This is a genomic window from Allobosea sp. NPDC055353 (assembly GCF_053644975.1).
The window spans coordinates 554090-576650 of the sequence record NZ_JBSHMC010000002.1 but is presented as its reverse complement, the minus strand read 5'-3'; the positions used below and the strand labels follow the sequence as shown (position 1 = coordinate 576650).

Genomic DNA, 22561 nt, shown 5'->3' with positions numbered 1-22561 from the left:
TCGGCTTTCGCCGGGACGGGTGACCGTCTCGCGCCGCCGGAGATCCTTGCCGCTTGCCCCATCGCCTTGCCGAATTGCCGCTGCTGCGCCGCCTGAAGCCCGGCCTCCATGTCTATGAGGAGGAGGCGTTGAACGCCGAGCCGGCGCTCGCCCTGCTCGGCGATCCGATCACGCCGGTCGATGCCTTCTTCATCCGCAATAACGGCCATCTGCCGGAGATCGACGAGAGCGGCTGGACGCTGACCGTCGATGGCGAGGTCGAGCGTCCGGCCGTCTGGACCGTCGAGGGTCTGCGCCAGCGCTTCGAAACCGTCACGGTCACCGCCGTCCTGGAATGCGCCGGCAATGGCCGTTCGCAGTTCTCGCCGGCGACGGACGGGCTGCAATGGCGGCTCGGCGCTGTCGGCTGCGCGCGCTGGACCGGGGTCAGGCTGGCGGATGTGCTGGAACATGCCGGCCCCAGGCAGGGGGCGGTCTATACGGCCCATCACGCGCCGGACCGGCAGATCGGCAAGCCGGATAAGGCCGCGCTCTCGCGCGGCTTGCCGATGGCCAAGGCGGTGGCTCCCGAAACCCTGATCGCCTTCGCCATGAACGACGAGCCTCTGCCGCGCCTGCATGGCGGGCCGTTGCGCATCGTCGCACCGGGCTATCCCGGTTCGGCCTGGCAGAAATGGCTCGACCGGATCACGCTGCGCGATATCGAGCATGACGGCGAGAAGATGCGCGGCACCGATTATCGTTTGCCGATCCATCCGGTGCGCCCGGGCAAACCGCTCGATCCGGCGAATTTCGCTGTTATCACCAACATGCCGGTGAAATCGCTCATCACGGCTCCATCAGACGGTTTCGTGGTGAAGCAAGGCGAGCGGCTGAAGGTCGCGGGCTTCGCCTGGAGCGGGGCCGTGCCGTTGGAAGCCGTCGCAATTTCCAGCGATGGCGGCGAGAGCTGGCGCGATGTCGAATTGCAGCCGGGTGAGGGGCGTTTCGCCTGGCGGCGCTTCGAGGCGGAGATCGCGGCTGAACAGCCGGGCCCCTTCGTCGTCATGGCGCGGGCGCGCGATGCCGAGGGCGGCGTCCAGCCGCTGGAACCGGCCTGGAACCCGCGGGGATACTGCAACAATCAGGTCCAGCGCGTGCGCGGCTCGGTTGTCGTGTGAGGCTTTGAACCTTTTGGCGAGTTGCTGCGTCTAATATGCGGGTCTGCCATTCCGGGCATGGCTCTGCCGCCTCGGTCACTCCTCCTCCCATCGGCGACCGAGGCGGCCACTCTTCCCAGGAAAATGAGCTCAGGCCGCCAACAACGCCTTGCCGTCGGCGGCGTGGCCGGTGACCGGCACGATCTCGCCCGGCGCGATGTCGCTGGCGAAGCGGATCAGCGTGAAATCCTCGGCGCGGCCGGTATTGCCGCGTTCGGTCAGCACTCTGAGCGGACGGCCGATACGCTCACGGAGATGGCGTTCCTGCGCGGCGCCTCCCGCCACACGCAGCCGCGCGGCGCGCTCCGAGACGATCTCTCCCGAAAGCTGCGGCATCCGCGCAGCCGGCGTGCCGGGGCGTGCCGAGTAGGGGAAGACATGGACGAAGCTGAGCCCGCATTCCGCGACGAGGTCGAGCGAGCGGGCGAACATGGCCTCGTCCTCGGTCGGAAAGCCCGCGATGAGATCGGCGCCGAAGACGATATCGGGACGCAACGCCCGGATCTCGGCGCAGAAGCGGATGGCGTCGTCGCGGCCGTGGCGACGCTTCATGCGCTTGAGGATGAGGTCGTCGCCGGCCTGCAGTGAGAGATGCAGATGCGGCATCAGGCGGGCCTCGGTCGCGAGCAGGTCGCGCAAGGTATCGTCGACCTCGACGGCGTCGATCGAGGAGAGGCGCAGGCGCTGTAATTCAGGCAAGGCGCGCAGGATCGCCCCGGCGAGCGCTCCCAAGGTCGGCTCATCGGCCAGGTCGCGGCCATAGCTGGTGAGGTCGACGCCGGTCAGAACGATCTCGCGGGCGCCTGCTTCGAGCAGGGTGCGGCATTGCGCGACGACATCGGCGATGGCGAGCGAGCGCGAATTGCCGCGGCCGAACGGGATGACGCAGAATGTGCAACGATGATCACAGCCGTTCTGGACCTGGACGAAGCCGCGCGTATGGCTGGCGAAGCGGCCGGTGACAGGCGCGCGCAAGGCTGTGCGGGCCATGATGTCGCCGACATCGAGCTTGTCCGCAGGGGTGTCGGGATGGCCGAGGCTGTTGGAGCGAGCGAGCGCCGTCCAGTTCTCGGGGCGCAGCTTCTCGTCATTGCCGAGGACGCGGTCGACCTCCGGCATCTCGGCGAAGCGCTCGGGTTCGATCTGCGCGGCGCAGCCGGTGACGATGACGGGCCTGTCCGGCTGCTCGCGCTTGAGGCGGCGCACGGCCTGCCGCGCCTGCCGGGTTGCCTCGGCGGTGACGGCGCAGGAATTGACGATGGCGGCGTGCTTCAGCCCGGAGACTTCCGCCTGGAGCCGCAGCGCCTCGCTCTCGACGATGTTGAGGCGGCAGCCGAAGGTGACGACCTCCAGCGGCATCAGGCGGCGCTCGAAAACAACGCCGGGTCGAGCGTGCCTTCCCATTCGAATTCGACCGGGCCGGTCATCAGGACATGGCCGTCGCGCTCGCGCCATTCGATGGCGAGATCGCCGCCGGGCAGGCTGACGGTTGCCTTGCGTGCCGTGAGCTCGCGGCGCACGCCTGCGACCAGTGCCGCGCAGGCGCCCGAGCCGCAGGCCTGGGTGATGCCGGCGCCGCGCTCCCAGACGCGCAGCACGATATGGTCGGGCGCCTTGACCGCGGCGAGCTCGATATTGGCGCGGTCCGGAAAGATCGGGTGGTTCTCGAGCAGCGGGCCGATCTGTTCGAGATTGTAGGCATAGGGGTCCTCGACGAAGAAGACCGCGTGCGGATTGCCCATGTTGACGGCGCAGGGCGTGTGCAGGATCGGATCGTCGATCGGCCCGATCTGCAATTCGAAGCGGCTGGTATCGTCGAAAGGCTCAGCTAGCGGGATCTGGTCCCAGTCGAGGCGCGGCGCGCCCATGTCGACGGTGAAGAGCGTTTCGCCCTCGCGGAAGGCCGGCAGCAGGCCAGCCTTGGTCTGGAGCGTGAGCCGGGTCTTGTTGAGATCGCCCATCTGCGGATCGGCGATCATCGCCCAGGCGACGCAGCGCGTGCCGTTGCCGCAGGCGCCGGCTTCCGAGCCGTCGGTGTTGTAGATGCGCACGAAGGCGTCGGTCCCGGGCGTCGCGGCATCGTGAAGGACCATGAGCTGGTCGAAGCGGGCGCGGGGCTCGGAGGCGATCGCGCGGGCTTCCGCTTCGCTGACGACATGCTTGGTGCCGCGCAGGTCCAGCACCGTGATCTGGTTGCCGAGCCCGTTCATCTTCAGGAACCGGCGATTGGCCAGAGCGTTCATTTGGTCACACGTCCCGTGAATAGTGGGTCTATGGCGGAGACGACGTGAAAAAGCCACCCTCGTCCCCGTTCCCTAGGACAAGGTGGACATTCTATGTTGCGCCGCAAGGGCGCGAATCGCGTGAAACTCAGGGCCGTCATGATGCGGTATTCCCGGATTTGTGTTCTGACGCTTGCCGGCCTGGCGAGCCTGTCGAGCGGAATGGTCTTTGCCCAGGCACGCGTGGCGCCACCGACCGCCGTCGAAACCGCGCCGCTCGCACCGCCGCCCGGCGTCAGCCCTGCCCAGGTGCCGTCCGCACCGGCGCAGACGCCGCCCGTGCCGGTGCCTGATCCCCAGCCGGGGCCGCAGCCGGTCCAGCCGGCCCCGCCGCCGCCGAACCCGGTGACGCCGCAGCCGGTGCAGCCCGCGCCGACGCTACCGGGGCCGGCCGAGCCGCAGCCGGTACAGCCGCCGCCGACCCTGCCGCCTCCGGGCCAGTCCCTGCCGGCGCCGCCCGTGCAGCAGCAGACCGGCGTGCCCGATCCCAATGCGACCTTGGCCGGCAAACGCGGTGATGCCAGCGATATCGACGAGATCACGCTCGCTGCGAAGCCTGTCCTGCTCCTTTCGGGGCAGGCAAGCTGGGACCAGGGCTTCCAGAAACTGTCCGAGAGCTTCAACGCCCTGCGCGCCGAGGCGCAGAAGGCGGGCCTGCCCGTTGCGGGCCGTCCGCTGTCGCTGTTCGTCGAGACGACGGATGACGGCTTTCGCTTCGATGCGATGCTGCCGGTCGCCGCGCCCGCCGGAGGGCCGCCTCCCGCCTTCGGCGACGGCGTGAAGCTGAGCGCCTCCCCGACGGGCAAGGCCCTGCGCTTCCTCCATGTCGCGCCCTATGACGACATCGATTCCACCTACGAGACGATCACGGCCTATCTGGAAGCCAAGAGCATCACCGTGAAGGATGCTTTCCTCGAGGAATATGTCAGCGACCTCAAGGACCCCGGCGATCCGAACCTTGAGATCAACGTCTACGTTCAGCCGAAATAGTTTTCGCTGTCATTCCGGGGCGATCCGCAGGATCGAACCCGGAACCCACGACCGGGCGAGCCTTTGCCCGGTTTGATTCCTTGAGGTTGCACCCAGTCGTGGGTTCCGGGTTCGGCGCGATGCGCCGCCCCGGAATGACAAGGGCCCTCAAACGCTCCAGCTCAGACCTGGCCGCATCGGCCTGAAGCGCTCTTCCGGCAGGCCAGCCTCGGCGAGCGCGGCCTTCAGCGCCTCGGGCGGGCGCTCGACGCCCTCGTCGGTGAGCTGGAAGGTGCCCCAGTGATGGCCGATCGCCTGCTGTGCCCGCAGCGCCAGCATGACCTTCACCGCCTCGTCAGGGTTCATGTGGTTGTCCGACATGAACCAGCGCGGCTCATAGGCGCCGATCGGCAGCACGGCCAGATCAAACGGCCCGTGCTTGCTGCCAAGCTCCTCGTAGAGCGAGCCGTCATGGTAGCCGGTGTCGCCGATATGGAAGATCTTCGTGGCTGGTGTTTCGAGGATGTAGGAACACCACAGCGCCATCCGCCGGTCGAAAGCGCCGCGCGCCGACCAGTGATAGCTCGGCACCAGCGTGATGGCGACCTTATCCGAGAGGGTGAGTCGATCGTTCCAGTCATGCGCCTCGGCGCGGGCGTCGGGGATGCGGGCGCGGACGATCGAGTCATTGCCGAGTGGCATGATCATGCGCGGTTGGTCTCTGGCATGCAGCAGGGCCAGCGTCTCGATGTCGAGATGGTCGTAATGGTTATGCGTGATCAGCACCGCATCGATCTTCGGCAGATCGGCGAAGGCGACGCCCGGCGCGTTCACACGCTTGGGCCCGATGAAGGAGAAGGGGCTCGCGCGCAGCGAATAGACGGGGTCGACCAGCAGGCTGAGGCCGGCGATCTGATAGAGGAAGGAGGCATGGCCGAGATGGACGATCCTGACGCCCTCGACGCTGGCCGGGGGCTTGTCCTGCGGCGGCGCCTGATAGGCGAGGGGGAAGGCCTCGCGTTCGCGCTTGCCGGTCTGCCAGCGCAGCACGTCGGCGAGGCCCTTGTTCACCGTGCGGCCGTCGCTGAAGAGGAGGCCGTTGAAATGGTCGCTGACGGGGCCCTGGTAATAGGGATTGCGCGAGCGGGAGATCGCAGCCCAGGCAGCGCCGGTCGAAGCCAGCAATGCACCGAGGCCAACGAAGGAGAGAAGCTTGCGGCGGGTCATGGTGTAGAACAGGTAGGCGGCCGCGACGCAGCGTCAAGACCGCCCTTCCGGATTGGCCGATCAGTTGCTGCCGGAGCGGATCGCGACCGTGGCGACACCGGCGCCGATCAGCAGCGTGCCGCCGGCCTTGTTGAACATTCCGATCGCACGGGGATTGCCGATCACGGTCCGTGCCCGCGAGGCGATCAGCGCGTAGCCCATGGCATTGGCGAAGGCGAGCGTGATGAAGGTCGCCTCGAAGATCAGCATCTGCGTCCAGAAATCGCCTTTGGTGTCGAGGAACTGGGGCAGGAAGGCGACGAAGAAGGTGATGCTCTTCGGGTTAAGCGCGGTCACCAGCCAGGCGTGGCCGAGCATCTTCCAGCCTGGGGCGGCGTCCTCGCGTGGCTTGGCGTCGAGCGTGCCGCCGGCGCGGAAGAGCTTGATGCCGAGCCAGACCAGATAGGCTGCGCCGATCCATTTCAGCGTGGTGAAGACCAGGGCGGAGGTGGCGAGCAGGGCACCGACGCCGAGCATCGACAGCGTCATCGCGATGAAATCACCGAGCGCGACGCCGACGGCGATCGGAAATGCGGTGCGCCAGCCCTGGCCGAGCGCATAGGAGATGACGAGGAGGATCGTCGGTCCGGGGATGACGAGGAGGACGGCGGTGGCGGCGGTGAAGGCGATCCAGGCTTCGAAGGTCATGATGGTGGTGGCTCCGCTAAAGACCAGAGCCATCACCAGAAGCGGGGGTTTGTAAAGGGGCGAATTGCGCCCCTTCCAGGCCGGTTCAGAGCGCGCGGCGGAGGAAGTCGCAGAGCGCCGTACGAACGGCAGCTTCAGGAGCCATCTGGCCGGGCTGCACGGTGAAGGCGATGTCGATGCGCGTGCCCGTGGGCTGCTTGCGGGTGGTCACCTTCAGGAGCTGCGGACGGCCGGAGCCGGTGACTTCCTGGACGGCGGTGATCGTGCCGCTCGCCTTGTCGGTCCGGATGTCCATGAAGTCGCGGTCGGCCTGGATCGCCCTGGTGATGATAGGCAGCACGGCGGCTTGGGATTTCCTGGTCAGCTCCCAGGTCTTGTAGGTAATCTGAGAGACCATCGGCACGCCGGCGGAGCTGAAATTGGTCATGCAAGGTTGAGCTTGCCCCTGCGTCATGCCTGCGATCAGCAACGGAGCAGCGAGAGCGAATGCTATTCCTGGAAATTTCGTCATTGCAATGCGTATCCTCTATCAAAGAACGCAATTGCTAGCTGCAACGACCAGTTCCTGTCATCTCGGAATTTCCGTTCATCAACGCCTTTGGATGGGGGCGATCGGGCCGGTATCGAGCGTCACACGCGGTTCGGGATCGGCCGCGACGACCAGCGCCCACCAGACGCGGTAGCTGGTGCGCGGATCCTTGGAGAGCGCGATGCCGTAGCGGGTCGCCTCCTTCATCCGCAGATTGGTGTCGTGGCCGGGCGACTTGCGCCAGCCGTCGAACGCCTCCTCGACCGAGAAATAGCCGCCGCCGAGATTTTCAGCGGCGCGGGCGCTGTCGACGCCGGCTGCATGGATGCGCGCGGTGAAATTGCCTCCGGCATCATGCGAGAGCGCGTTGGCCTTGACCATGGCATCGGCCTGGCGCTGGGCCATCGCCATCAGGCGCGGGTCCGGCCGGACCGGGCCGAGGCCGTTGCTGGCGCGATAGGCGTTGAGAATGCGCCCGGCCTGGGCCGGATCGAGCGAGACGGCCGCGACCTTCTCGACCATGCGCGGATCGAGCGGGCCTTCACGCCTTGGATCGCCGGCACAGGCGGCGAGCAGAAGGGCGAGGGCCAGCAAGGTCGAGGCAGGTTTCAGTTTCATGGGCCGGCATGTTTTGCGAATCGGGCGCGCAGCGATGCTGTCAGATCGGGGCCATTCTACGGCCGAGCCTCACAATTTCGTGTAGAAGTTGAAACGCCTATAGTGGAAGGGCGCCGCTCCGGGGCGTCATTCTCGGGCTTGACCCGAGAAACTCGGAAGGTGAGGTGTGGGGAGCCCTTCGGCGGGAGATGCTCGGGTCAAGCCCGAGCATGACGGCCAAGAGCCGGCTCCGCTGGCTCGCAAAACTTGACTTTCGCCACAGTCTTCCGCTTTAAGACTGCATCCGTTTCGCCGACATCGCCGAAACCACATCCGCCGACCGGGCCGCGCAAGCCGCTTTCATGAGCCCGGAGGTCAACGCCCGACAGCGCGATTGCGCCCTCGGGCGCGAAACCGTTTGGCGATGAGGCTCTGGCGCTGAAGGCTTCCTGAGGCAAGCAGGCAGGTCCGCATGTTCGGCACGCTGAGCGACAGGCTCTCCGGCATCCTCTCGGGGCTGACCCGCAGGGGTTCGCTGACCGAGGAGGACGTCAACGCGGCTCTCCGCGAGGTTCGGCGCGCGCTGCTCGAGGCCGATGTCGCGCTCGAGGTCGTCCGGTCCTTCACCGACAAGGTGCGCGAACGCGCCGTCGGCGCCGAGGTGCTGAAGTCGATCACGCCCGGCCAGCAGGTCATCAAGATCGTCAACGACGTCCTGATCGAGACGCTGGGCGGCGAGGGCGAGAGCATCAATTTCGATGCCGTGCCGCCGGTCCCGGTCCTGATGGTGGGTCTGCAGGGTTCGGGCAAGACCACTTCCACGGCCAAGATCGCCAAGCGCCTGACCGAGCGCCACAAGAAGAAGGTGCTGATGGCGTCGCTCGATACGCGACGCCCGGCCGCCATGGAACAGCTCGCCATTCTCGGCCAGCAGGTCGGCGTGCAGACGCTGCCGATCGTCGCCGGCCAGTCGGCCGTGCAGATCGCCAGGCGCGCGGTCGAGGCCGCCCGCCTCGGCGGCTACGACGTCGTGATGCTCGACACCGCCGGCCGCGTGACGCTCGACGATACGCTGATGGCCGAGGTCGCCGAGGTGAAGGCCGCGACCAATCCGCATGAGGTGCTGCTCGTCGCCGACGCTCTGACCGGTCAGGACGCGGTCAACACGGCGCGCGCCTTCGATGCCCGCGTTGGCCTGACCGGCATCGTGCTGACCCGTATGGACGGCGATTCGCGCGGTGGTGCGGCGCTCTCGATGCGCGCCGTCACCGGCAAGCCGATCAAGCTCGTCGGTATCGGCGAGAAGGTCGACGAGCTCGACGAATTCCATCCCTCGCGCGTCGCCAACCGCATCCTCGGCATGGGCGACATCGTCTCGCTGGTCGAGAAGGCGGCGCAGACGATCGATGCCACGCAGGCGCAGGCCACCGCGCAGCGCATGGCCAAGGGCCAGTTCGACCTCTCCGACATGCGCGCGCAGCTCCAGCAGATGGAGAAGATGGGCGGCATCGGCGGCGTGATGGGCATGCTGCCCGGCATGAAGCAGGCGCAGTCCCAGCTCGCCAATGCCGGTGTCGGCGACACGATGTTCAAGCGCATGATCGCCGCGATCGACTCGATGACGCCGGCCGAGCGCAAGAATCCCGACCTGCTCAAGAACAGCCGGAAGAAGCGCATCGCGGCCGGCTCCGGCACCTCTGCCGAGCAGATCAACAAGCTGCTCAAGATGCATCGCGGCATGGCCGATGCCATGAAGATGATGAGCAAGCAGAAGGGCGGCATGCTCGGCAAGCTCGGCTCGATGTTCGGGCTCGGCGGCGGCCTGCCTGCCGGCATGCCCGATCCCTCGAAGATGGATCCGGCGCAACTCGCGGAACTGCAGAAGCAGCTCGGCGCGGGCGGCGGTCTGCCCTCGATGCCGCCGGGCGGTTTTCCCGGCCTGCCGAAGGGCGTCACCCCGCCGGCCGGGATGATGCCGAAGCTGCCGGGCCTCGGCGGCAATGGCCTGCCCGGCCTGGGTAATCCGTTCGGGGCCAAGAAGAAGTGATTCCCGTTCTGGAAACAGAGCGGTTGCGGCTGCGCGGCTGGACGGCCGCCGATTTCGACACGCTCGTCGATTTCTATGCCGATGAGAACCTGACCCGCTATGTCGGCGGCATCAGCGACCGCTGGGATGGCTGGCGCCGTTTTTCCGCCATGGCCGGCCATTGGGCTCTGCGCGGCCACGGCCTCTGGGCGGTGGAAGCGAAGGCGGACCAGCGGCTCGTGGGCTGGTGCGGCCTGCTTTCGCCGGAAGGCTGGCCCGAGCCGGAGATCGGCTGGAGCCTGTTCGCAGGCGAGCATGGTCGCGGCTATGCGACCGAGGCTGCGCTGCGCGCCCGTGACTATGCCTATCGTGACTTGGGATGGACCACGCTGATGAGCCTGGTCCACCCCGATAACCGACCCTCGATCCGCGTCGCCGAGCGTCTCGGCGCGCGTTTCGAGAAACCCTTCGTGATCCGTGGCACCGAGGTCGGCATCTACCGGCACCCGGCCGCCACGCCTGCGAAACACTGAACCAAAACCAAACCTGACCGGAGAAGACCCATGTCCCTCAAGATTCGCCTGACCCGCGGCGGCGCCAAGAAGCGCCCGTACTATCGCATCGTCGTCGCCGACGCCCGCTCGCCGCGCGATGGCCGCTTCATCGAGAAGATCGGCTCCTATGACCCGATGAAGCCGAAGGATTCGGCCGAGCGCGTCGTGCTCGACACCGAGAAGGTCCAGGCCTGGCTCGCCAAGGGCGCCCAGCCGACCGACCGCGTGCTGCGCTTCCTCGATGCCGCCGGCCTCGCCAAGCGCCCGGCCCGCAACAACCCGAACAAGGCTGTTCCCGGCGAGAAGGCCAAGGAACGCGCCGAGAAGAAGGCCGAGAAGGCCGCTGCTCCGGCTGCTGAAGAAGCCGCCGAGGCGTGAGCCTGATCGTCCGCACGTCAATCTCGGGCGGGGCGCAGCCTCGGCCCGAGGGTTTTCTCAAGGAGATGCCCGGCTCAAGGCCGGACATGGCGTGCTGACATGAACGACCTCATCCTGCTCGGTGTCGTCGGCGCGCCGCATGGCGTGCGCGGCGAGGTCAGGATCAAGACCTTCACCGGTGATCCCCTCGGGATCGCCGGTTACGGCCCGTTGTCCGACGGCAAGGGCCGCAGTTTCGAGATCACCGATATCCGCCCCGCCAAGGAGGTGGTCGTCGCCCGGCTCAAGGGCGTGACCACGCGCGAGGCGGCCGAGGCGCTGAATGGCACCGAACTGTTCGTCGCCCGCGACAAGCTCTCGGCCGGCGAGGACGAAGACGAGTTCCTGCATGCCGATCTGATCGGCTGCAGCGTGGTCGGGCCGGACGGCACTGTGCTCGGCAGCGTCACCGTGGTCGAGAATTACGGGGCCGGCGACCTGCTCGACATCGAGACGCCGGACGGGCGCTCCGTCCTGATGCCCTTCACCAAGGCCTTCGTGCCGCGCATCGACATCGCCGCGCGCCGGATCGAGGCCGAGCCGCCGCTTGGATTGTTCGAGCCCGACGATGACAAACGATAGGCCGGCCCGCGCCCTGATCTTCGACATGGACGGCACCATCGTCGACAATATGCGTTTCCATGACGATGCCTGGGAGAGCTGGCACGTCAGCAACAAATTGCCCTTCGATCGCAGCACCTTCGCGGCGCGCACGGCCGGCATGGCCGGCAACGAGATCATCTCGTCGTATTACCCGCAGGCGGCCGTGGCCGAGCTCGATGCGATGAGCGACGCCAAGGAGGCGCTCTACCGGGAATCCTACCTGCCCCATGTGACGCCGACTGCCGGCTTCCTCGAACTGATCGCGCGCGCCGAGGCGGCGGGCGTGCCGATGGCCGTCGGGACAGCGGCTCCGCCGGCCAATATCGAGGTGGTGCTCGATACGCTCGGCCTGCGCCAGCGCTTCGCGACCATCGTCTCGCCGAGCCAGGGCTTCCGCGGCAAGCCGCATCCGGACATGTTCCTGGCCGCGGCCGAGCGGATGAAGGTCGACCCCGCTGACTGCATCGTCTTCGAGGATGCGCCGCTCGGCGTCGAGGCGGCGCGGCGCGCCGGCATGCGCGCCGTGGCGCTGCTGACCATGCTCGGTCCCGAGGGCTTCGCGGGCTACGACAACCTGATCGCCTCGGCTCGCGATTTCACGGCGCTGGACGGGCTGCCGGCGCTGCGCTTCAGTTAGTCAGTCTTTTCCAACCGCGGGTCATCCCGGACAAGCGGCGAAGCCGCGCCGATCCGGGATCCATGCCTGAGCCGTTCCGGAATGGATCCCGGGTCTGCGCTTCGCTTAAGCCCGGGATGACAGGTTGGAAGCAATTGCCGTAATCCAAGGTCGACCATGTCCTTCCGCGCCTCGATCCTGACGCTCTATCCGGAGATGTTCCCGGGGCCGCTCGGCATCTCGCTGGCGGGCGAGGGGCTGCGCAAGGAGCTGTGGTCGCTCGATACCCATCAGATCCGCGAGCACGGCATCGGCCGCCATCGCAATGTCGACGACAATCCGGCTGGCGGCGGTGCCGGCATGGTGCTGCGCTGCGACGTGCTGGCGGCGGCGATCGACGCGGCCGTGCCGGCGGATGATGCGCGTCCGCGCCTGCTGATGTCGCCACGCGGCCGGCCGCTCAAGCAGGAACAGGTTCGCGATTGGGCAGAGGGTCCCGGCCTGGTCATCGTCTGCGGGCGCTTCGAGGGCGTCGACGAGCGCGTGATCGAAGGGCGCAACCTGATCGAGGTCTCGATCGGCGACTACATCCTCTCCGGCGGCGAGATGGCGGCGCTGACGCTGCTCGATGCCTGCGTCCGCCTCATCCCCGGCGTGATGGGCAAGGTCGCTTCGGGCGAGGACGAGAGCTTCGAGAACGGGCTGCTCGAATACCCGCATTACACCCGCCCGCGCGACTGGGAGGGCAGGGGCCTGCCCGAGGCGCTGCTCTCCGGCGATCATGCCCGCATCGCGAAATGGCGGCGGGCGGAGGCGGAGCGGATCACGCGGGAGCGGCGGCCGGATCTCTTGAATCCTTCTCCCCTTGGGGGAGAAGGTGGCAGCGCGAAGCGCTGACGGATGAGGCAAGGAGGGCGTCGCGCTGCCCTCATCCGCCTGCCGGCACCTTCTCCCCCGAGGGGAGAAGGGCACTAACGATATTCCGTCACCGGCAGCTTCTCGGCCAGCCAGCCGCCCGGCCCGAGCATGCCGCCCCGCACACCCGCAAGATCGCGCCAGCCACGCCCGGCGAGCTTCTGTGCCACGGCAACCGCCTGCGCACCCGTGCGGTCGATCAGGACGATGCGCTTGCCGGGATTGTCGAGGCGAAGCCCGGCGATCCTGACCTCGAAGGCCGGTGCGTCGATGTCGAGAGCGAGAGCACCCTGCGGCAGGCCGGTATCGGCCCATTCCTGCGCATTGCGGATATCGACGAGCAGGATGCGCTTCGCCTGCGCCGCCTCATGAGCCTCGCGGGGCGAGAGCGTCGCCGCCGACTGCCCGAAAACGAAAGAGGCCGGGAGCATGAAGCTCCCGGCCAGAACGATCCGGCGCGTTGCGGCGCCTTTGGTCATGGTGCTCAGCGCAGCTCGGCGCAGAAGCGCTGGATGCGGCGGCAGGCCTCTTCCAGCTTCTCGTCCGAGGTGGCGTAGGAGATGCGGAAATTGGGGCCGAGGCCGAAGGACGAGCCGTGCACGGCCGCGACGGCTTCCGCTTCCAGCAGGCCCATGACGAGGTCTTCGTCGGTCTCGATCTTCTTGCCGTTCGGCAGGGTCTTGCCGATCAGGGCCGAGCAGTCGGGATAGACGTAGAACGCGCCTTCCGGCACCGGGCACTTCAGGCCGCGGGTCTGGTTCAGCATGGAGACGACGAGATCGCGGCGGCGCTCGAAGGCCTTCCTGAAGACCGGGATGTGATCCTGCGTGCCGTCGAGCGCCTCAACCGCGGCCCATTGCGAGATCGCCGAGGTGCCGGACGTCTGCTGACCCTGGACAAGGTCCATGGCGTTGATGAGCGTTTGAGGGCCAGCGGCGTAGCCGATGCGCCAGCCGGTCATGGCGTAGGACTTCGAGACGCCGTTCATGGTCAGCGTGCGCTCGTAGAGGGCGGGCTCGACCTGCGCCGGGGTGACGAAGGTGAAGTCGCCATAGACGAGATGCTCGTACATGTCGTCGGTGAGGATCCAGACATGGGGATGGCGCATCAGCACATCCGTGAGCTTCTTCATCTCGGCATGGCTGTAGGCCGCGCCCGACGGGTTCGAGGGCGAGTTCAGGATCACCCATTTGGTCTTCGGGGTGATCGCCTTCTCGAGGTCCTCGGGCTGCAGCTTGAAGTCGTTCTTGAGATGGGTCTCGGCATAGGTCGCCGTGCCCCCGCAGAGCGCGACCATCTCGGGATAGGAGACCCAGTAGGGCGAGACGCAGATGACCTCGTCGCCGGGGTTCAGCGTGGCCAGCAGCGCGTTGTAGATGACGTGCTTGCCGCCGGTCGAGACGATGGTCTGGCTCGCCTTGTAGTCGAGGCCGTTCTCGCGCTTGAACTTGCGGGCGACGGCCTCGCGCAGCTGCGGGATGCCGGAAACCGGGGTGTACTTGGTCTCGCCGCGCTTGATCGCGGAGATCGCCGCTTCCTTGATATTGTCCGGCGTGTCGAAATCGGGCTCGCCGACGGAGAGCGAGATCACGTCCTTGCCCTGGGCTTTCAGGTCGCGGGCCTTCTGCGTGATCGTGATGGTCGCGGACGGCTTCACGCGCTTCAGGGCATCGGCAAGAAAGGCCATGGGACTGATCTCCGGGGGAGGCGGACGGGTGAGCGCGGAAAAGGCGCGCGCGTGGTTTATGACTCAAGGCCAATGATCGCAAGCGCAACTGCTTGATGTTTTGCAGAAGCGTCATGAATTCCGGGCGGTTTGCTCTTGCACCGCGAGCATGCGAAGGCCCGTCCATGACAAGCTCTGCCGGACCGATCGCCGTTTATGTCGATGCCGACGCCTGCCCGGTGAAGGACGAGGTCTATCGTGTCGCCGGCCGCCACGGCCTGCATGTCTTCGTTGTCGCCAACAGCTTCCTCAATGTGCCGCGCGAGCCCTGGATCGAGCGTGTGACAGTGCCCGGCAATTTCGACGCGGCCGACGACTGGATCGCCGAGCGGGTCTCGCGCGGCGCGATCGTGATCACCGCCGACATCCCGCTGGCCGATCGCTGCATCAAGGCCGGGGCGGATGTGATCGGGCCGACCGGAAAACCCTTCACCGAGGCCTCGATCGGCATGGCGCTGGCGACCCGCGACATGATGGAAGACCTGCGCGCGATGGGCGCGGCCAGCGGCGGGCCAAAACCGTTCTCGGCGAAGGACCGCTCCGCCTTCCTGCAGGCGCTCGACCTCGCGGTCCAACGGCTGAAGCGGGCCGGCTTCGGCGCCTGATCCCTCAGATCTCCGAGAAGTCGCCGCCGCGCCCCTTGCCGGCAGCGAAGCGGCCGGCACCAGCCGCGCCTTCCGTCGCGATGGTGCGGACGCCGCGCTGCCACTCCTGCCGGAGAGCTTCCTGAACGGCCAGACCATGGCCGGCGATGGCGCTGGCACGGTCGGTACGGACGGCACCCTGCGGGAAGCGCGCGATCTCCTGCGCCATCGCCTCGGCTGCCGCACGGGCCTGACCTTTCGGGGCGACCGTCTCGCACAGGCCGATACGCAAGGCTTCTTCGGCGGCGACCTTGCGGCCGGTCATGATGATTTCGAGCGCGCGGCCCTGGCCGACGAGGCGAGGCAGACGAACCGTGCCGCCATCGATCAACGGAATGCCCCAGCGCCGGCAATAGACGCCGAAATAGGCATCCTCCGCCATCACCCGGATGTCGCACCAGAGCGCGAGTTCCATGCCGCCCGCGACGGCCGGCCCCTCGATCGCGGCGACCAACGGCTTGCTCATCTCCAGCCGCGAGGGGCCCATCGGCCCGCGGGGCGTCGTGCCGCCGGCGGCGGGAAAGGCGAGCTCTTCGACGATCTCGCTTTCGAAGCGCCCGGCATCGGTAAAGGCCTGGGCATATTTCAGGTCCCAGCCGGCGCAGAAGGCGCCGCCTTCGCCCCAGAAGACGATCGCCGCTATGTCCTCGTCGCCGTCGAGTTCGAGGAAGGCGCGCGTGAGCGCATCGGCGCTGTCGGGGTCCATCGCATTGCGCGCTTCCGGCCTGCTGTGGACGACCGTCGCGACCTTGCCCTGCCTCTCGATCCGTACCGCCATTGTCCGCCCTTCCTTTGTTTCCCATGCAGATTAAGCCGTGTTTTCGAGCCCATATCTGGCGCTGGACGCATGGCGCCTTTGCCCGTAAATCTCGCCGGAAAGCAGGCCCGCCATCCAGGCGGGTATCCGGGAGGAAGTCCATGTCGTTGACCCGCCGTTCCACGCTCGGCCTGATGGCCGGCGCCGTATTCGCTCCGTCCATCGTCCGGGCCGAGAGCTTTCCCAGTAAGGTCATCACCCTGGTCGTGCCCTATCCGGCGGGCGGGCCGACCGATGCCATCGCACGCTTCGTGGCGCAGGATCTGACGATCGCCTTCGGGCACAATGTCGTGGTCGACAACCGCGCCGGCGCCTCGGGCGCCGTCGGCACGCGCGCCGTCGCCCATGGCCCGGCGGACGGCTACACCATCGTCTTCGGCAACAACCAGACGCATGGCAACAACATGTTCCTGCTGAAGGAGCCGGGCTACGACGCGGTGAAGGATTTCGCGCCGCTCGCCGGCGTCGGCGCCTTCGAGCATGCCTTCGTCGTGCGCAACGGCCTGCCGGCCAAGAACATCCAGGAGCTGATCGCGCTCGCCAAGGCCGATCCCGGCAAGCTCAACTATGGCTCGACCGGCGTCGGCTCCGGCTCGCATCTGGCGATGGAGCTGTTCATGCAGCGCACCGGCATCAAGATGACGCATGTGCCGTTCCGCGGCGCCGCGCCGCTGGTGCAGGAAATCATCGCCGACCGCATCGATGTCGCCAACTCCACCTTGCCGAGCGTGCTGGAACAGATCAACGGCGGCGCGCTCAGGGCGCTGGCCCTGGCGAGCCCGGAGCGCAATCCGCGCGCCAAGGACATTCCGACGCTGCGCGAGCAGGGCGTGAGCAATGCCGACGCCGATTCCTGGGCGGCCTTTTTTGCCCCGGCGAAGACGCCGGACGCCGTGCTCGACACGCTGTCCAAGGCGGTGATCGCCTCGCTGAACAAGCCCCAGACGCGGGAGGCGATCCTGAAGCTCGGCTTCACGCTCAAGGTGCGCGATCCCGCGGCGTTCAAGCCCTACCACGCCCAGGAAATCGCGACCTGGAAGCAGATCATCGCGGATGCCGGCGTGAAGCCGGAGTAAGCGGGCACCGTCTCAACCATTCCGGCTGGCGCATCGCTCCGGCCGGAATGGCCGCGCCGATCGCCTCACTTCGTCGTGAGTTGGCTGCAACGGCTTGGCGGTCGGCAGCGTTCCCCTCTATCTCCGGTCTGTCGATCGGATGAAGCGAGGAGCGGACCATGCGGCGGTTGGGACTGGTTGGGGTGCTCGGGACGGTGCTGTTGGTCGCGGGCCTGTCGCTGCCTGCGTCTGCCCAGAAGCGCTACTCCTCGAGCGCCGGGGAGCTTTCGGTCGAGACCGTCGCAAGCGGGCTCGAAAACCCCTGGGGCCTCGCCTTCCTGCCGGATGGACGCATGCTGGTCACGGAGCGGCCGGGCCGGCTTCGGCTCGTCGAGACCGATGGCAAGCTCTCGCGGCCGATCACCGGCCTGCCGAGCGTGATGGCGCGCGGGCAGGGCGGTCTGCTCGGCATCGCGCTCGATCCCGCCTTCGCCCAAAACCGCCTCGTCTATCTGTCCTTTTCCGAGCCGCGCTCGGGCGGCAACGGCACCAGCGTCGCGCGGGGCCGGCTGAACGAGCGGGGCACGGCGTTGACGGCGGTTGAAGTGATCTTCCGGCAGATGCCGACGATCAGCTCCAACATGCATTTCGGCTCGCGCCTCGTCTTCGACCGGACGGGTGCGCTCTTCGTCACGGTGGGCGATCGCTACAGCCAGCGCGACCAGGCACAGAACCCGGCCAATCATCTCGGCAAGATCATCCGTATCCGGCCGGAGGGCGGGACGCCTGCCGACAACCCGAAGAAAGACGGCTGGGCGCCGGAGAACTGGTCGATCGGCCATCGCAACGTGCAGGGCGCGGCGCTGCATCCCGATACCGGGCAGCTCTGGACCGCAGAGCATGCGGCGCGCGGCGGCGACGAGGTCAACACGCCCAAGGCCAGGCTGAACTATGGCTGGCCGGTCATCACCTATGGCATCGACTATTCCGGCGCGAAGATCGGCGAGGGTACGGCGAAGCCCGGCATGGAGCAGCCGCTGTTCTACTGGGACCCGTCGATCGCGCCGTCCGGCGCCGCCTTCTATACCGGATCGGCCTGGCCGGCCTGGAAGAACTCGCTCTTCGTCGGCGCGCTCGCCGGGCAGATGCTGGTCAGGCTCTCGACCGAGGGCGAGAAGGTGACGGGCGAGGAGCGCCTGCTCACCGATATCGGCGCGCGCATCCGCGATGTCGTCCAGGGACCGGACGGCTTTCTCTACCTGCTCAGCGACGATGCCGACGGGAAGGTGCTGCGGGTGCGGCCCGCTCGCTAGGCGCCGGTCACGGCCCGCAATCCCATTCGCGCTCGATGACGAAGACCTTGCGGGTCGCGAGGCTGCCGTTCGGATCGTAGAGATCGCCGACATAGTATTCGGTGCCGGCGGCGTCATGGGCGCTGCGCTCGACCTGGAGCGACCAGCCGTAGCCGACCTGCTTGCTGCCCTGCCAATTGCGGTGGACGGCGCCCGCTGAGGGACCGGAGAGGATGCGCGCGTTCTCGTCGCTCGGGCTGCAGGTCGGGCCGGCGAGGGCTGTGGCGGGAGCGAGCATGAGGCCGCAGAGAATCAGTGCCGTCTTTTGCAAGGCAGTCGGTCCTGTCGAGGGAGGTGGAAGCGCGGCGCTCAGGCCTTGGCGTGGAAGATGAAGAAGGCGCCGGCCGCGATCAGGGCAAAGCCGACCGCATGGCTCCAGGTCAGCGATTCCTTCAGCCAGAATACCGAGAAGCCGGCGAAGACGGTCAGCGTGATGACCTCCTGCATGGTCTTGAGCTCGGCGGCGGAATAGACGGCGGAACCGATGCGGTTCGCCGGTACGGCCAGCATGTATTCGGGCAGGGCGATCATCCAGCTCGCGAGGATGGCGAGCCAGATCGCCGTGCTCTTGTAGCTGAGATGCCCATACCAGGCGAAGGTCATGAAGATGTTCGAGCCGAACAGCATGGCGATCGGCAGGAGATGGGCCATTGAGAGCGAGGGCATGCCGGAGGCCTTCTGCGCGGCGGCGGGACAGGTTGGCTGCATTCCGGCGTTCAGCCGAAGCGCAGCTTCATGGTGATGATGGCGAGGACGAGCAGCAGTGTCAGTGCATTGGCCGCGATGACCGGCCAGGACAGGATCTGGATGCCATAGCTCAGCCAGAGCGCGGTGCCGGTCGCGAAGAGCCCTTGCGTCCACAGGGAGATCGCGCGCGTATCGCGGGTGCGGATGGTCCGCCAGGCCTGCGGCAGCCAGCACAGGCTGGTCAGCGTGGCGGCGGCGAAGCCGAGGAGTTCGACAGCGGCTGGCGACATGGCGGGCGAATCGCAGGAGGGATGCAGGCTTCCCAATAGCCGGTTTCGCTTCTTCGTGCCGCCATTCTCGATGGTTAACCTCCCTTAACCACAGCGCCCTAGTTTCGCGTCATTCAAGCGATTCGGTGGAGACCCATGCGCGCGATCACATTGGCCTTGCCCCTCATCCTCATCGCCTCCGCCGCCTCGGCGCAGGGCGGCTTCCAGTCCTGCCTCAACGGGTTGCGGTCGGCCGCCGCCGCCAAGGGCGTCTCGGGCGCGACCTTCGACCGGGCCATGGCCGGCGTCGAGCCGGACATGAAGATCATCGAAGCCATGAACAATCAGCCGGAGTTCAAGACGCCGATCTGGGACTATCTCGGCACGCTGGTCGACGAGGAGAAGGTCGCGGAAGGTCGCGCGATGCTGCGCCAATACGCCTCCATCTTTGCCGCCGCCGAGCGGCGCTTCGGCGTCGACCGCCACACCATCGCCGCCGTCTGGGGCGTCGAGAGCGATTTCGGCAAGGCGCGTGGCAAATGGCCGCTGGTGCAGTCGCTCGCGACGGGCGCCTGCCTGGCGCCGCGCCGCAATGCCTTCTTCAAGGGCGAGCTGATCGCGACGCTGCAGATCATCCAGCGTGGCGACGTCAGGCCCGAGCGGCTGTTCGGCTCCTGGGCCGGCGCCTTCGGGCATACCCAGTTCATCCCCTCGACCTATCTCAGGCTCGGCGTCGACGGCGATGGCGACGGCCGGCGCGACCTGGTCGATTCGATCGCCGATGCGTTGCATTCGACCGCGAATTTCATGGACAAGGCCGGTTGGGTCACCGGGGCGGTCTGGGGCTACGAGGTGCGTGTGCCGGACGGCTATCGCGGCGCGGCCGGCCGCAATCCGAAGCGTTCGCTGTCGCATTGGGCGGCGCAGGGCATCGTGAAATACGACGGCTCGCGGCTCGACGGCCATGGCAATGCCGGGCTCCTGATGCCGGCGGGCCGCAACGGGCCGGCCTTCCTTGTCTTCAAGAACTATGACGCGGCCTACAGCTACAATGGCGCGGACTCCTACGCGCTCGCCATCTCGCTCCTGTCCGACCGTTTGCGCGGTCGGCCGGGCGTGCAGGGCGACTGGCCGACCGACGATCTGCCGCTGTCGCGCGAGCAACGCCGCGAACTCCAGCGCCTGCTGATCGCGCGCGGCTACAATGTCGGTGAGCCGGATGGCGCCGTCGGCTCGCTGACCCGTGCAGCGATCAAGGAGATCGAGGCGAAGATCGGCATGCCCCAGACCGGGCGGCCGGGCGAGAAGGTGCTGCGCGCGCTGAAGGGCGGGCGGGTCTGAGTTCAGCATCGAGGTGTGTCCGCTTTGTCATTCCGGGGCTTCGCGAAGCGAAGAACCCGGAACACACGGCTGGGCAGGTCGCCATGGTCTCGTTCCGTCGTAACGACCGAGGTCTCACCTGGTCGTGGGTTCCGGGTTCAGGCCTGCGGCCTGCCCCGGAATGACAAATGGCACCGCCTCGCAGAAAACGGGTGGCGTCGCGGGAGGGCTTGAGAAAAGCCTTCCCGCCGCATCTGAAGCTTCCGGAGACGCCATGACCCGCCGCCTGATTTCCACCGGCTCGCCCTTCGAGCGCAGTTTCGGCTATTCGCGTGCCGTGATCGACGGCGATCTCGTCTTCGTCTCCGGCACGACCGGCTACGACTACGCCACCATGATCCTGCCGGACGATCCGGCAGAGCAGGCGCGCAACATCTTCCGCACGATTGGAACCGTGCTGGAGGAGGCGGGCTCGTCGCTGTCGCAGGCCGTGCGGGCGCAGTATTTCGTCACCGATCGCAGCTATTGCGAGCCGGTGCTCGCCGTCTGCGGCGAATTCTTCCGCGAGATCAGGCCCGCTGCCGGCATCTATGTCGTGGCCGGGCTGCTCAAGCCGGAAATGAAAATCGAGATCGAGGTCACGGCTCGCCTGCCGAAGGCCTGAGGGCGCCACGAGCATTTCCGCGCTTCTTCGAATCGCGGAAATGCTCGTGGTCGTTGTTTTGTCGCAGTTTCTTCACGCGAACCGGTGCCCACTTCGCTCGAAAATGCTCTCGCCCCGCACAGGGCAGGGCTGCATCGCGACGCTTGCGCGCGCGTCGCAGCCCCCGTAATCACCCGCCAACGCAAACACGCGACGAAGCGAGGCGATCCATGGCGACCCACAAGCTCCTGCTGCTCCCCGGCGACGGCATCGGCCCCGAGGTGATGGGCCAGGTCGAGCAGATCGTCTCCTGGTTCGGCAAGCAGGGTCTCGGCTCCTTCGAAATCGAGAAGGGCCTTGTCGGCGGTGCGGCCTATGACGCGCACAAGCAGGCGATCTCCGAAGGCGACATGAAGCTGGCGCAGGACGCTGATGCCGTGCTGTTCGGCGCGGTCGGCGGACCGAAATGGGCGGATGTGCCCTACCAGCACCGCCCGGAAGCCGGCCTGCTGCGCCTGCGCAAGGATCTCGGCCTGTTCGCCAACCTGCGCCCCGCGATCTGCTATCCGGCGCTGGCCTCGGCCTCCTCGCTGAAGCCCGAGGTCGTCGAAGGCCTGGACATCCTGATCGTGCGCGAGCTCACCGGCGGCGTCTATTTCGGCGAGCCCAAGGAGATCGTCACGCTGGAGGATGGCTCGAAGCGCGGCATCGACACTCAGGTTTACACCACGCCTGAGATCGACCGGATCTGCCGCGTCGCCTTCGAGCTGGCCCGCACCCGCCGCAACAAGGTCTCCTCGGCCGAGAAGCACAACGTCATGAAGACCGGCGTGCTCTGGAAGCAGACGGTCACCGCGCTGCATGCGGCCGAATACAAGGATGTCGAGCTCGAGCATGTGCTCGCCGACAACTGCGCCATGCAGCTCGTGCGCTGGCCGAAGCAGTACGACGTCATCGTCTGCGACAACCTGTTCGGCGACATCCTCTCCGACGTCGCGGCGATGCTGACCGGCTCGCTCGGCATGCTGCCTTCCGCCTCGCTCGGCGCCGAGGACCCGACTACCGGCAAGCGCAAGGCGCTCTACGAGCCCGTCCACGGCTCGGCGCCGGACATTGCCGGCAAGGGCCTCGCCAACCCGATCGCGATGATCGGCTCCTTTGCCATGGCGCTGCGCTACTCGTTCGGCGCGGGCGAGGCGGCGGATCGGCTCGAAGGCGCGATCGCCGACGTGCTGGGCTCCGGCACCCGCACCAAGGACATCGCGGCTCCCGGCGCCAACGCCGTTTCGACCAGCGAGATGGGCCAGGCGATCATCAAGGCGCTGGAAGCGCGGAGCTGATATCTGCCGGACGTGACGAGGGAGAGAAATTCTCTCTCCCTCGTGAATTGCCGTTACCCCGCTTTCGTGGCCTAACAACCGCCAACG

26 protein-coding genes are annotated in these 22561 nt (G+C 67.1%); 14 read left to right on the top strand and 12 right to left on the bottom strand.

The annotated features are described in order from the left end of the window. Positions 1-53 precede the first annotated feature (53 nt). The gene (locus tag ACWIEX_RS16080) at positions 54-1160 is read left to right on the top strand and encodes a sulfite oxidase (RefSeq protein ID WP_454034016.1); all 1107 of its coding nucleotides are present in this window, start codon (positions 54-56) and stop codon (positions 1158-1160) included. A 129-nt stretch (positions 1161-1289) separates the two neighbouring features. On the opposite strand, the gene mtaB is transcribed toward ACWIEX_RS16080, so the two are convergent. Together mtaB and dapF are read right to left on the bottom strand one after the other, a co-directional pair. Beyond that, entirely contained in the window at positions 1290-2558 is a 1269-nt protein-coding gene (gene mtaB / locus ACWIEX_RS16075) for a tRNA (N(6)-L-threonylcarbamoyladenosine(37)-C(2))-methylthiotransferase MtaB (RefSeq protein ID WP_454034015.1), read from the bottom strand. Next, entirely contained in the window at positions 2558-3442 is an 885-nt protein-coding gene (gene dapF / locus ACWIEX_RS16070) for a diaminopimelate epimerase (RefSeq protein WP_454034014.1), read from the bottom strand. Before dapF ends, mtaB begins: the two co-directional genes overlap by 1 nt. A 138-nt stretch (positions 3443-3580) precedes the next feature. On the opposite strand from dapF, the gene ACWIEX_RS16065 reads away from it, so the two are divergent. After that, a complete protein-coding gene (locus tag ACWIEX_RS16065; protein WP_454034013.1) occupies positions 3581-4471 on the top strand; it encodes a GyrI-like domain-containing protein in 891 nt (296 codons plus the stop codon). Between the two features lie 147 nt (positions 4472-4618). Here the strand turns inward: ACWIEX_RS16065 and ACWIEX_RS16060 are convergent, their stop codons facing one another. The 4 genes from ACWIEX_RS16060 to ACWIEX_RS16045 all read right to left on the bottom strand — a co-directional run bounded on the left by ACWIEX_RS16060 (position 4619) and on the right by ACWIEX_RS16045 (position 7511). Then, positions 4619-5677: an MBL fold metallo-hydrolase gene (locus ACWIEX_RS16060; RefSeq protein ID WP_454034012.1), complete on the bottom strand. Its 1059-nt coding sequence runs from the start codon at positions 5675-5677 to the stop codon at positions 4619-4621. A 60-nt stretch (positions 5678-5737) separates the two neighbouring features. Next, positions 5738-6364 carry a LysE family translocator gene (locus ACWIEX_RS16055; RefSeq protein ID WP_454034011.1) on the bottom strand — a complete coding sequence of 209 codons (627 nt, stop codon included), beginning with the start codon at positions 6362-6364 and terminating at the stop codon, positions 5738-5740. Between the two features lie 85 nt (positions 6365-6449). After that, positions 6450-6791: a hypothetical protein gene (locus ACWIEX_RS16050; protein ID WP_454034010.1), complete on the bottom strand. Its 342-nt coding sequence runs from the start codon at positions 6789-6791 to the stop codon at positions 6450-6452. A 162-nt stretch (positions 6792-6953) separates the two neighbouring features. Continuing rightward, complete coding sequence (locus ACWIEX_RS16045; RefSeq protein WP_454034009.1) at positions 6954-7511, bottom strand: CAP domain-containing protein; 558 nt, start codon at positions 7509-7511, stop codon at positions 6954-6956. Between the two features lie 451 nt (positions 7512-7962). Here ACWIEX_RS16045 and ffh point away from each other — a divergent pair, with 451 nt between their 5' ends. The 6 genes from ffh to trmD all read left to right on the top strand — a co-directional run bounded on the left by ffh (position 7963) and on the right by trmD (position 12603). Beyond that, on the top strand, positions 7963-9537 hold the full coding sequence (ffh, locus tag ACWIEX_RS16040) for a signal recognition particle protein (RefSeq protein WP_454034008.1): 1575 nt from the start codon (positions 7963-7965) through the stop codon (positions 9535-9537). Continuing rightward, positions 9534-10049, top strand: coding sequence for a GNAT family N-acetyltransferase (locus ACWIEX_RS16035; RefSeq protein ID WP_454034007.1), 516 nt, complete (start codon positions 9534-9536; stop codon positions 10047-10049). The genes ffh and ACWIEX_RS16035 overlap by 4 nt, the downstream gene beginning before the upstream one ends. A gap of 30 nt (positions 10050-10079) precedes the next feature. Continuing rightward, positions 10080-10448, top strand: coding sequence for a 30S ribosomal protein S16 (gene rpsP / locus ACWIEX_RS16030; RefSeq protein WP_061969352.1), 369 nt, complete (start codon positions 10080-10082; stop codon positions 10446-10448). A 99-nt stretch (positions 10449-10547) separates the two neighbouring features. Then, positions 10548-11069: a ribosome maturation factor RimM gene (gene rimM / locus ACWIEX_RS16025; protein WP_454034006.1), complete on the top strand. Its 522-nt coding sequence runs from the start codon at positions 10548-10550 to the stop codon at positions 11067-11069. Then, on the top strand, positions 11056-11727 hold the full coding sequence (locus tag ACWIEX_RS16020; protein ID WP_454034005.1) for an HAD family hydrolase: 672 nt from the start codon (positions 11056-11058) through the stop codon (positions 11725-11727). The genes rimM and ACWIEX_RS16020 overlap by 14 nt, the downstream gene beginning before the upstream one ends. A gap of 156 nt (positions 11728-11883) precedes the next feature. Continuing rightward, complete coding sequence (gene trmD, locus ACWIEX_RS16015; RefSeq protein WP_454034004.1) at positions 11884-12603, top strand: tRNA (guanosine(37)-N1)-methyltransferase TrmD; 720 nt, start codon at positions 11884-11886, stop codon at positions 12601-12603. A 74-nt stretch (positions 12604-12677) separates the two neighbouring features. Here the strand turns inward: trmD and ACWIEX_RS16010 are convergent, their stop codons facing one another. After that, a complete protein-coding gene (locus tag ACWIEX_RS16010) occupies positions 12678-13052 on the bottom strand; it encodes a rhodanese-like domain-containing protein (protein WP_454034003.1) in 375 nt (124 codons plus the stop codon). A gap of 53 nt (positions 13053-13105) precedes the next feature. After that, positions 13106-14308, bottom strand: coding sequence for a pyridoxal phosphate-dependent aminotransferase (locus ACWIEX_RS16005; protein ID WP_454034002.1), 1203 nt, complete (start codon positions 14306-14308; stop codon positions 13106-13108). A gap of 164 nt (positions 14309-14472) precedes the next feature. On the opposite strand from ACWIEX_RS16005, the gene ACWIEX_RS16000 reads away from it, so the two are divergent. Continuing rightward, positions 14473-14952: a YaiI/YqxD family protein gene (locus ACWIEX_RS16000; protein WP_454034001.1), complete on the top strand. Its 480-nt coding sequence runs from the start codon at positions 14473-14475 to the stop codon at positions 14950-14952. 4 nt (positions 14953-14956) lie between these two features. Here the strand turns inward: ACWIEX_RS16000 and ACWIEX_RS15995 are convergent, their stop codons facing one another. Beyond that, the gene (locus tag ACWIEX_RS15995; protein ID WP_454034000.1) at positions 14957-15769 is read right to left on the bottom strand and encodes a crotonase/enoyl-CoA hydratase family protein; all 813 of its coding nucleotides are present in this window, start codon (positions 15767-15769) and stop codon (positions 14957-14959) included. Positions 15770-15909: 140 nt separating this feature from the next. Here ACWIEX_RS15995 and ACWIEX_RS15990 point away from each other — a divergent pair, with 140 nt between their 5' ends. Together ACWIEX_RS15990 and ACWIEX_RS15985 are read left to right on the top strand one after the other, a co-directional pair. Then, positions 15910-16884, top strand: a complete 975-nt coding sequence (locus ACWIEX_RS15990) for a Bug family tripartite tricarboxylate transporter substrate binding protein (RefSeq protein ID WP_454033999.1) — start codon at positions 15910-15912, stop codon at positions 16882-16884. 158 nt (positions 16885-17042) lie between these two features. Continuing rightward, positions 17043-18176 (top strand): PQQ-dependent sugar dehydrogenase, encoded by a 1134-nt coding sequence (locus ACWIEX_RS15985; RefSeq protein WP_454033998.1) that lies wholly within the window; start codon positions 17043-17045, stop codon positions 18174-18176. A gap of 7 nt (positions 18177-18183) precedes the next feature. Here ACWIEX_RS15985 and ACWIEX_RS15980 read toward each other — a convergent pair whose 3' ends face one another. The 3 genes from ACWIEX_RS15980 to ACWIEX_RS15970 are packed head-to-tail and all read right to left on the bottom strand — an operon-like array spanning position 18184 to position 19192. Beyond that, complete coding sequence (locus tag ACWIEX_RS15980) at positions 18184-18486, bottom strand: hypothetical protein (protein WP_454033997.1); 303 nt, start codon at positions 18484-18486, stop codon at positions 18184-18186. A 38-nt stretch (positions 18487-18524) separates the two neighbouring features. After that, positions 18525-18881, bottom strand: coding sequence for a DMT family protein (locus ACWIEX_RS15975; protein WP_061969331.1), 357 nt, complete (start codon positions 18879-18881; stop codon positions 18525-18527). Positions 18882-18931: 50 nt separating this feature from the next. Then, positions 18932-19192, bottom strand: a complete 261-nt coding sequence (locus ACWIEX_RS15970; protein WP_061969329.1) for a SemiSWEET family sugar transporter — start codon at positions 19190-19192, stop codon at positions 18932-18934. 135 nt (positions 19193-19327) lie between these two features. Between ACWIEX_RS15970 and ACWIEX_RS15965 the strand changes: the two genes are divergently transcribed. The 3 genes from ACWIEX_RS15965 to leuB all read left to right on the top strand — a co-directional run bounded on the left by ACWIEX_RS15965 (position 19328) and on the right by leuB (position 22474). Continuing rightward, positions 19328-20512, top strand: a complete 1185-nt coding sequence (locus tag ACWIEX_RS15965) for a lytic murein transglycosylase (protein WP_454033996.1) — start codon at positions 19328-19330, stop codon at positions 20510-20512. 253 nt (positions 20513-20765) lie between these two features. Next, positions 20766-21155 (top strand): RidA family protein, encoded by a 390-nt coding sequence (locus tag ACWIEX_RS15960; RefSeq protein ID WP_454033995.1) that lies wholly within the window; start codon positions 20766-20768, stop codon positions 21153-21155. 209 nt (positions 21156-21364) lie between these two features. Next, positions 21365-22474: a 3-isopropylmalate dehydrogenase gene (leuB, locus tag ACWIEX_RS15955; protein ID WP_454033994.1), complete on the top strand. Its 1110-nt coding sequence runs from the start codon at positions 21365-21367 to the stop codon at positions 22472-22474. Positions 22475-22561 lie beyond the last annotated feature (87 nt).

What these genes read in the sequence shown, in the direction of transcription:
- rpsP (WP_061969352.1), top strand. Translation starts at nt 10,080, where the DNA reads ATGTCCCTCAAGATTCGCCTGACCCGCGGCGGCGCCAAGAAGCGCCCG.
- rimM (WP_454034006.1), top strand. Translation starts at nt 10,548, where the DNA reads ATGAACGACCTCATCCTGCTCGGTGTCGTCGGCGCGCCGCATGGCGTG.
- ACWIEX_RS16060 (WP_454034012.1), bottom strand. Translation starts at nt 5,677, where the DNA reads ATGACCCGCCGCAAGCTTCTCTCCTTCGTTGGCCTCGGTGCATTGCTG.
- ACWIEX_RS16000 (WP_454034001.1), top strand. Translation starts at nt 14,473, where the DNA reads ATGACAAGCTCTGCCGGACCGATCGCCGTTTATGTCGATGCCGACGCC.
- ACWIEX_RS16020 (WP_454034005.1), top strand. Translation starts at nt 11,056, where the DNA reads ATGACAAACGATAGGCCGGCCCGCGCCCTGATCTTCGACATGGACGGC.
- ACWIEX_RS15995 (WP_454034000.1), bottom strand. Translation starts at nt 15,769, where the DNA reads ATGGCGGTACGGATCGAGAGGCAGGGCAAGGTCGCGACGGTCGTCCAC.
- ACWIEX_RS15990 (WP_454033999.1), top strand. Translation starts at nt 15,910, where the DNA reads ATGTCGTTGACCCGCCGTTCCACGCTCGGCCTGATGGCCGGCGCCGTA.
- ffh (WP_454034008.1), top strand. Translation starts at nt 7,963, where the DNA reads ATGTTCGGCACGCTGAGCGACAGGCTCTCCGGCATCCTCTCGGGGCTG.
- ACWIEX_RS15965 (WP_454033996.1), top strand. Translation starts at nt 19,328, where the DNA reads ATGCGCGCGATCACATTGGCCTTGCCCCTCATCCTCATCGCCTCCGCC.
- ACWIEX_RS16005 (WP_454034002.1), bottom strand. Translation starts at nt 14,308, where the DNA reads ATGGCCTTTCTTGCCGATGCCCTGAAGCGCGTGAAGCCGTCCGCGACC.
- mtaB (WP_454034015.1), bottom strand. Translation starts at nt 2,558, where the DNA reads ATGCCGCTGGAGGTCGTCACCTTCGGCTGCCGCCTCAACATCGTCGAG.
- ACWIEX_RS16065 (WP_454034013.1), top strand. Translation starts at nt 3,581, where the DNA reads ATGATGCGGTATTCCCGGATTTGTGTTCTGACGCTTGCCGGCCTGGCG.
- ACWIEX_RS16050 (WP_454034010.1), bottom strand. Translation starts at nt 6,791, where the DNA reads ATGACCAATTTCAGCTCCGCCGGCGTGCCGATGGTCTCTCAGATTACC.
- dapF (WP_454034014.1), bottom strand. Translation starts at nt 3,442, where the DNA reads ATGAACGCTCTGGCCAATCGCCGGTTCCTGAAGATGAACGGGCTCGGC.
- leuB (WP_454033994.1), top strand. Translation starts at nt 21,365, where the DNA reads ATGGCGACCCACAAGCTCCTGCTGCTCCCCGGCGACGGCATCGGCCCC.
- ACWIEX_RS15985 (WP_454033998.1), top strand. Translation starts at nt 17,043, where the DNA reads ATGCGGCGGTTGGGACTGGTTGGGGTGCTCGGGACGGTGCTGTTGGTC.
- ACWIEX_RS16045 (WP_454034009.1), bottom strand. Translation starts at nt 7,511, where the DNA reads ATGAAACTGAAACCTGCCTCGACCTTGCTGGCCCTCGCCCTTCTGCTC.
- trmD (WP_454034004.1), top strand. Translation starts at nt 11,884, where the DNA reads ATGTCCTTCCGCGCCTCGATCCTGACGCTCTATCCGGAGATGTTCCCG.
- ACWIEX_RS15960 (WP_454033995.1), top strand. Translation starts at nt 20,766, where the DNA reads ATGACCCGCCGCCTGATTTCCACCGGCTCGCCCTTCGAGCGCAGTTTC.
- ACWIEX_RS16055 (WP_454034011.1), bottom strand. Translation starts at nt 6,364, where the DNA reads ATGACCTTCGAAGCCTGGATCGCCTTCACCGCCGCCACCGCCGTCCTC.
- ACWIEX_RS15970 (WP_061969329.1), bottom strand. Translation starts at nt 19,192, where the DNA reads ATGTCGCCAGCCGCTGTCGAACTCCTCGGCTTCGCCGCCGCCACGCTG.
- ACWIEX_RS15975 (WP_061969331.1), bottom strand. Translation starts at nt 18,881, where the DNA reads ATGCCCTCGCTCTCAATGGCCCATCTCCTGCCGATCGCCATGCTGTTC.
- ACWIEX_RS16010 (WP_454034003.1), bottom strand. Translation starts at nt 13,052, where the DNA reads ATGCTCCCGGCCTCTTTCGTTTTCGGGCAGTCGGCGGCGACGCTCTCG.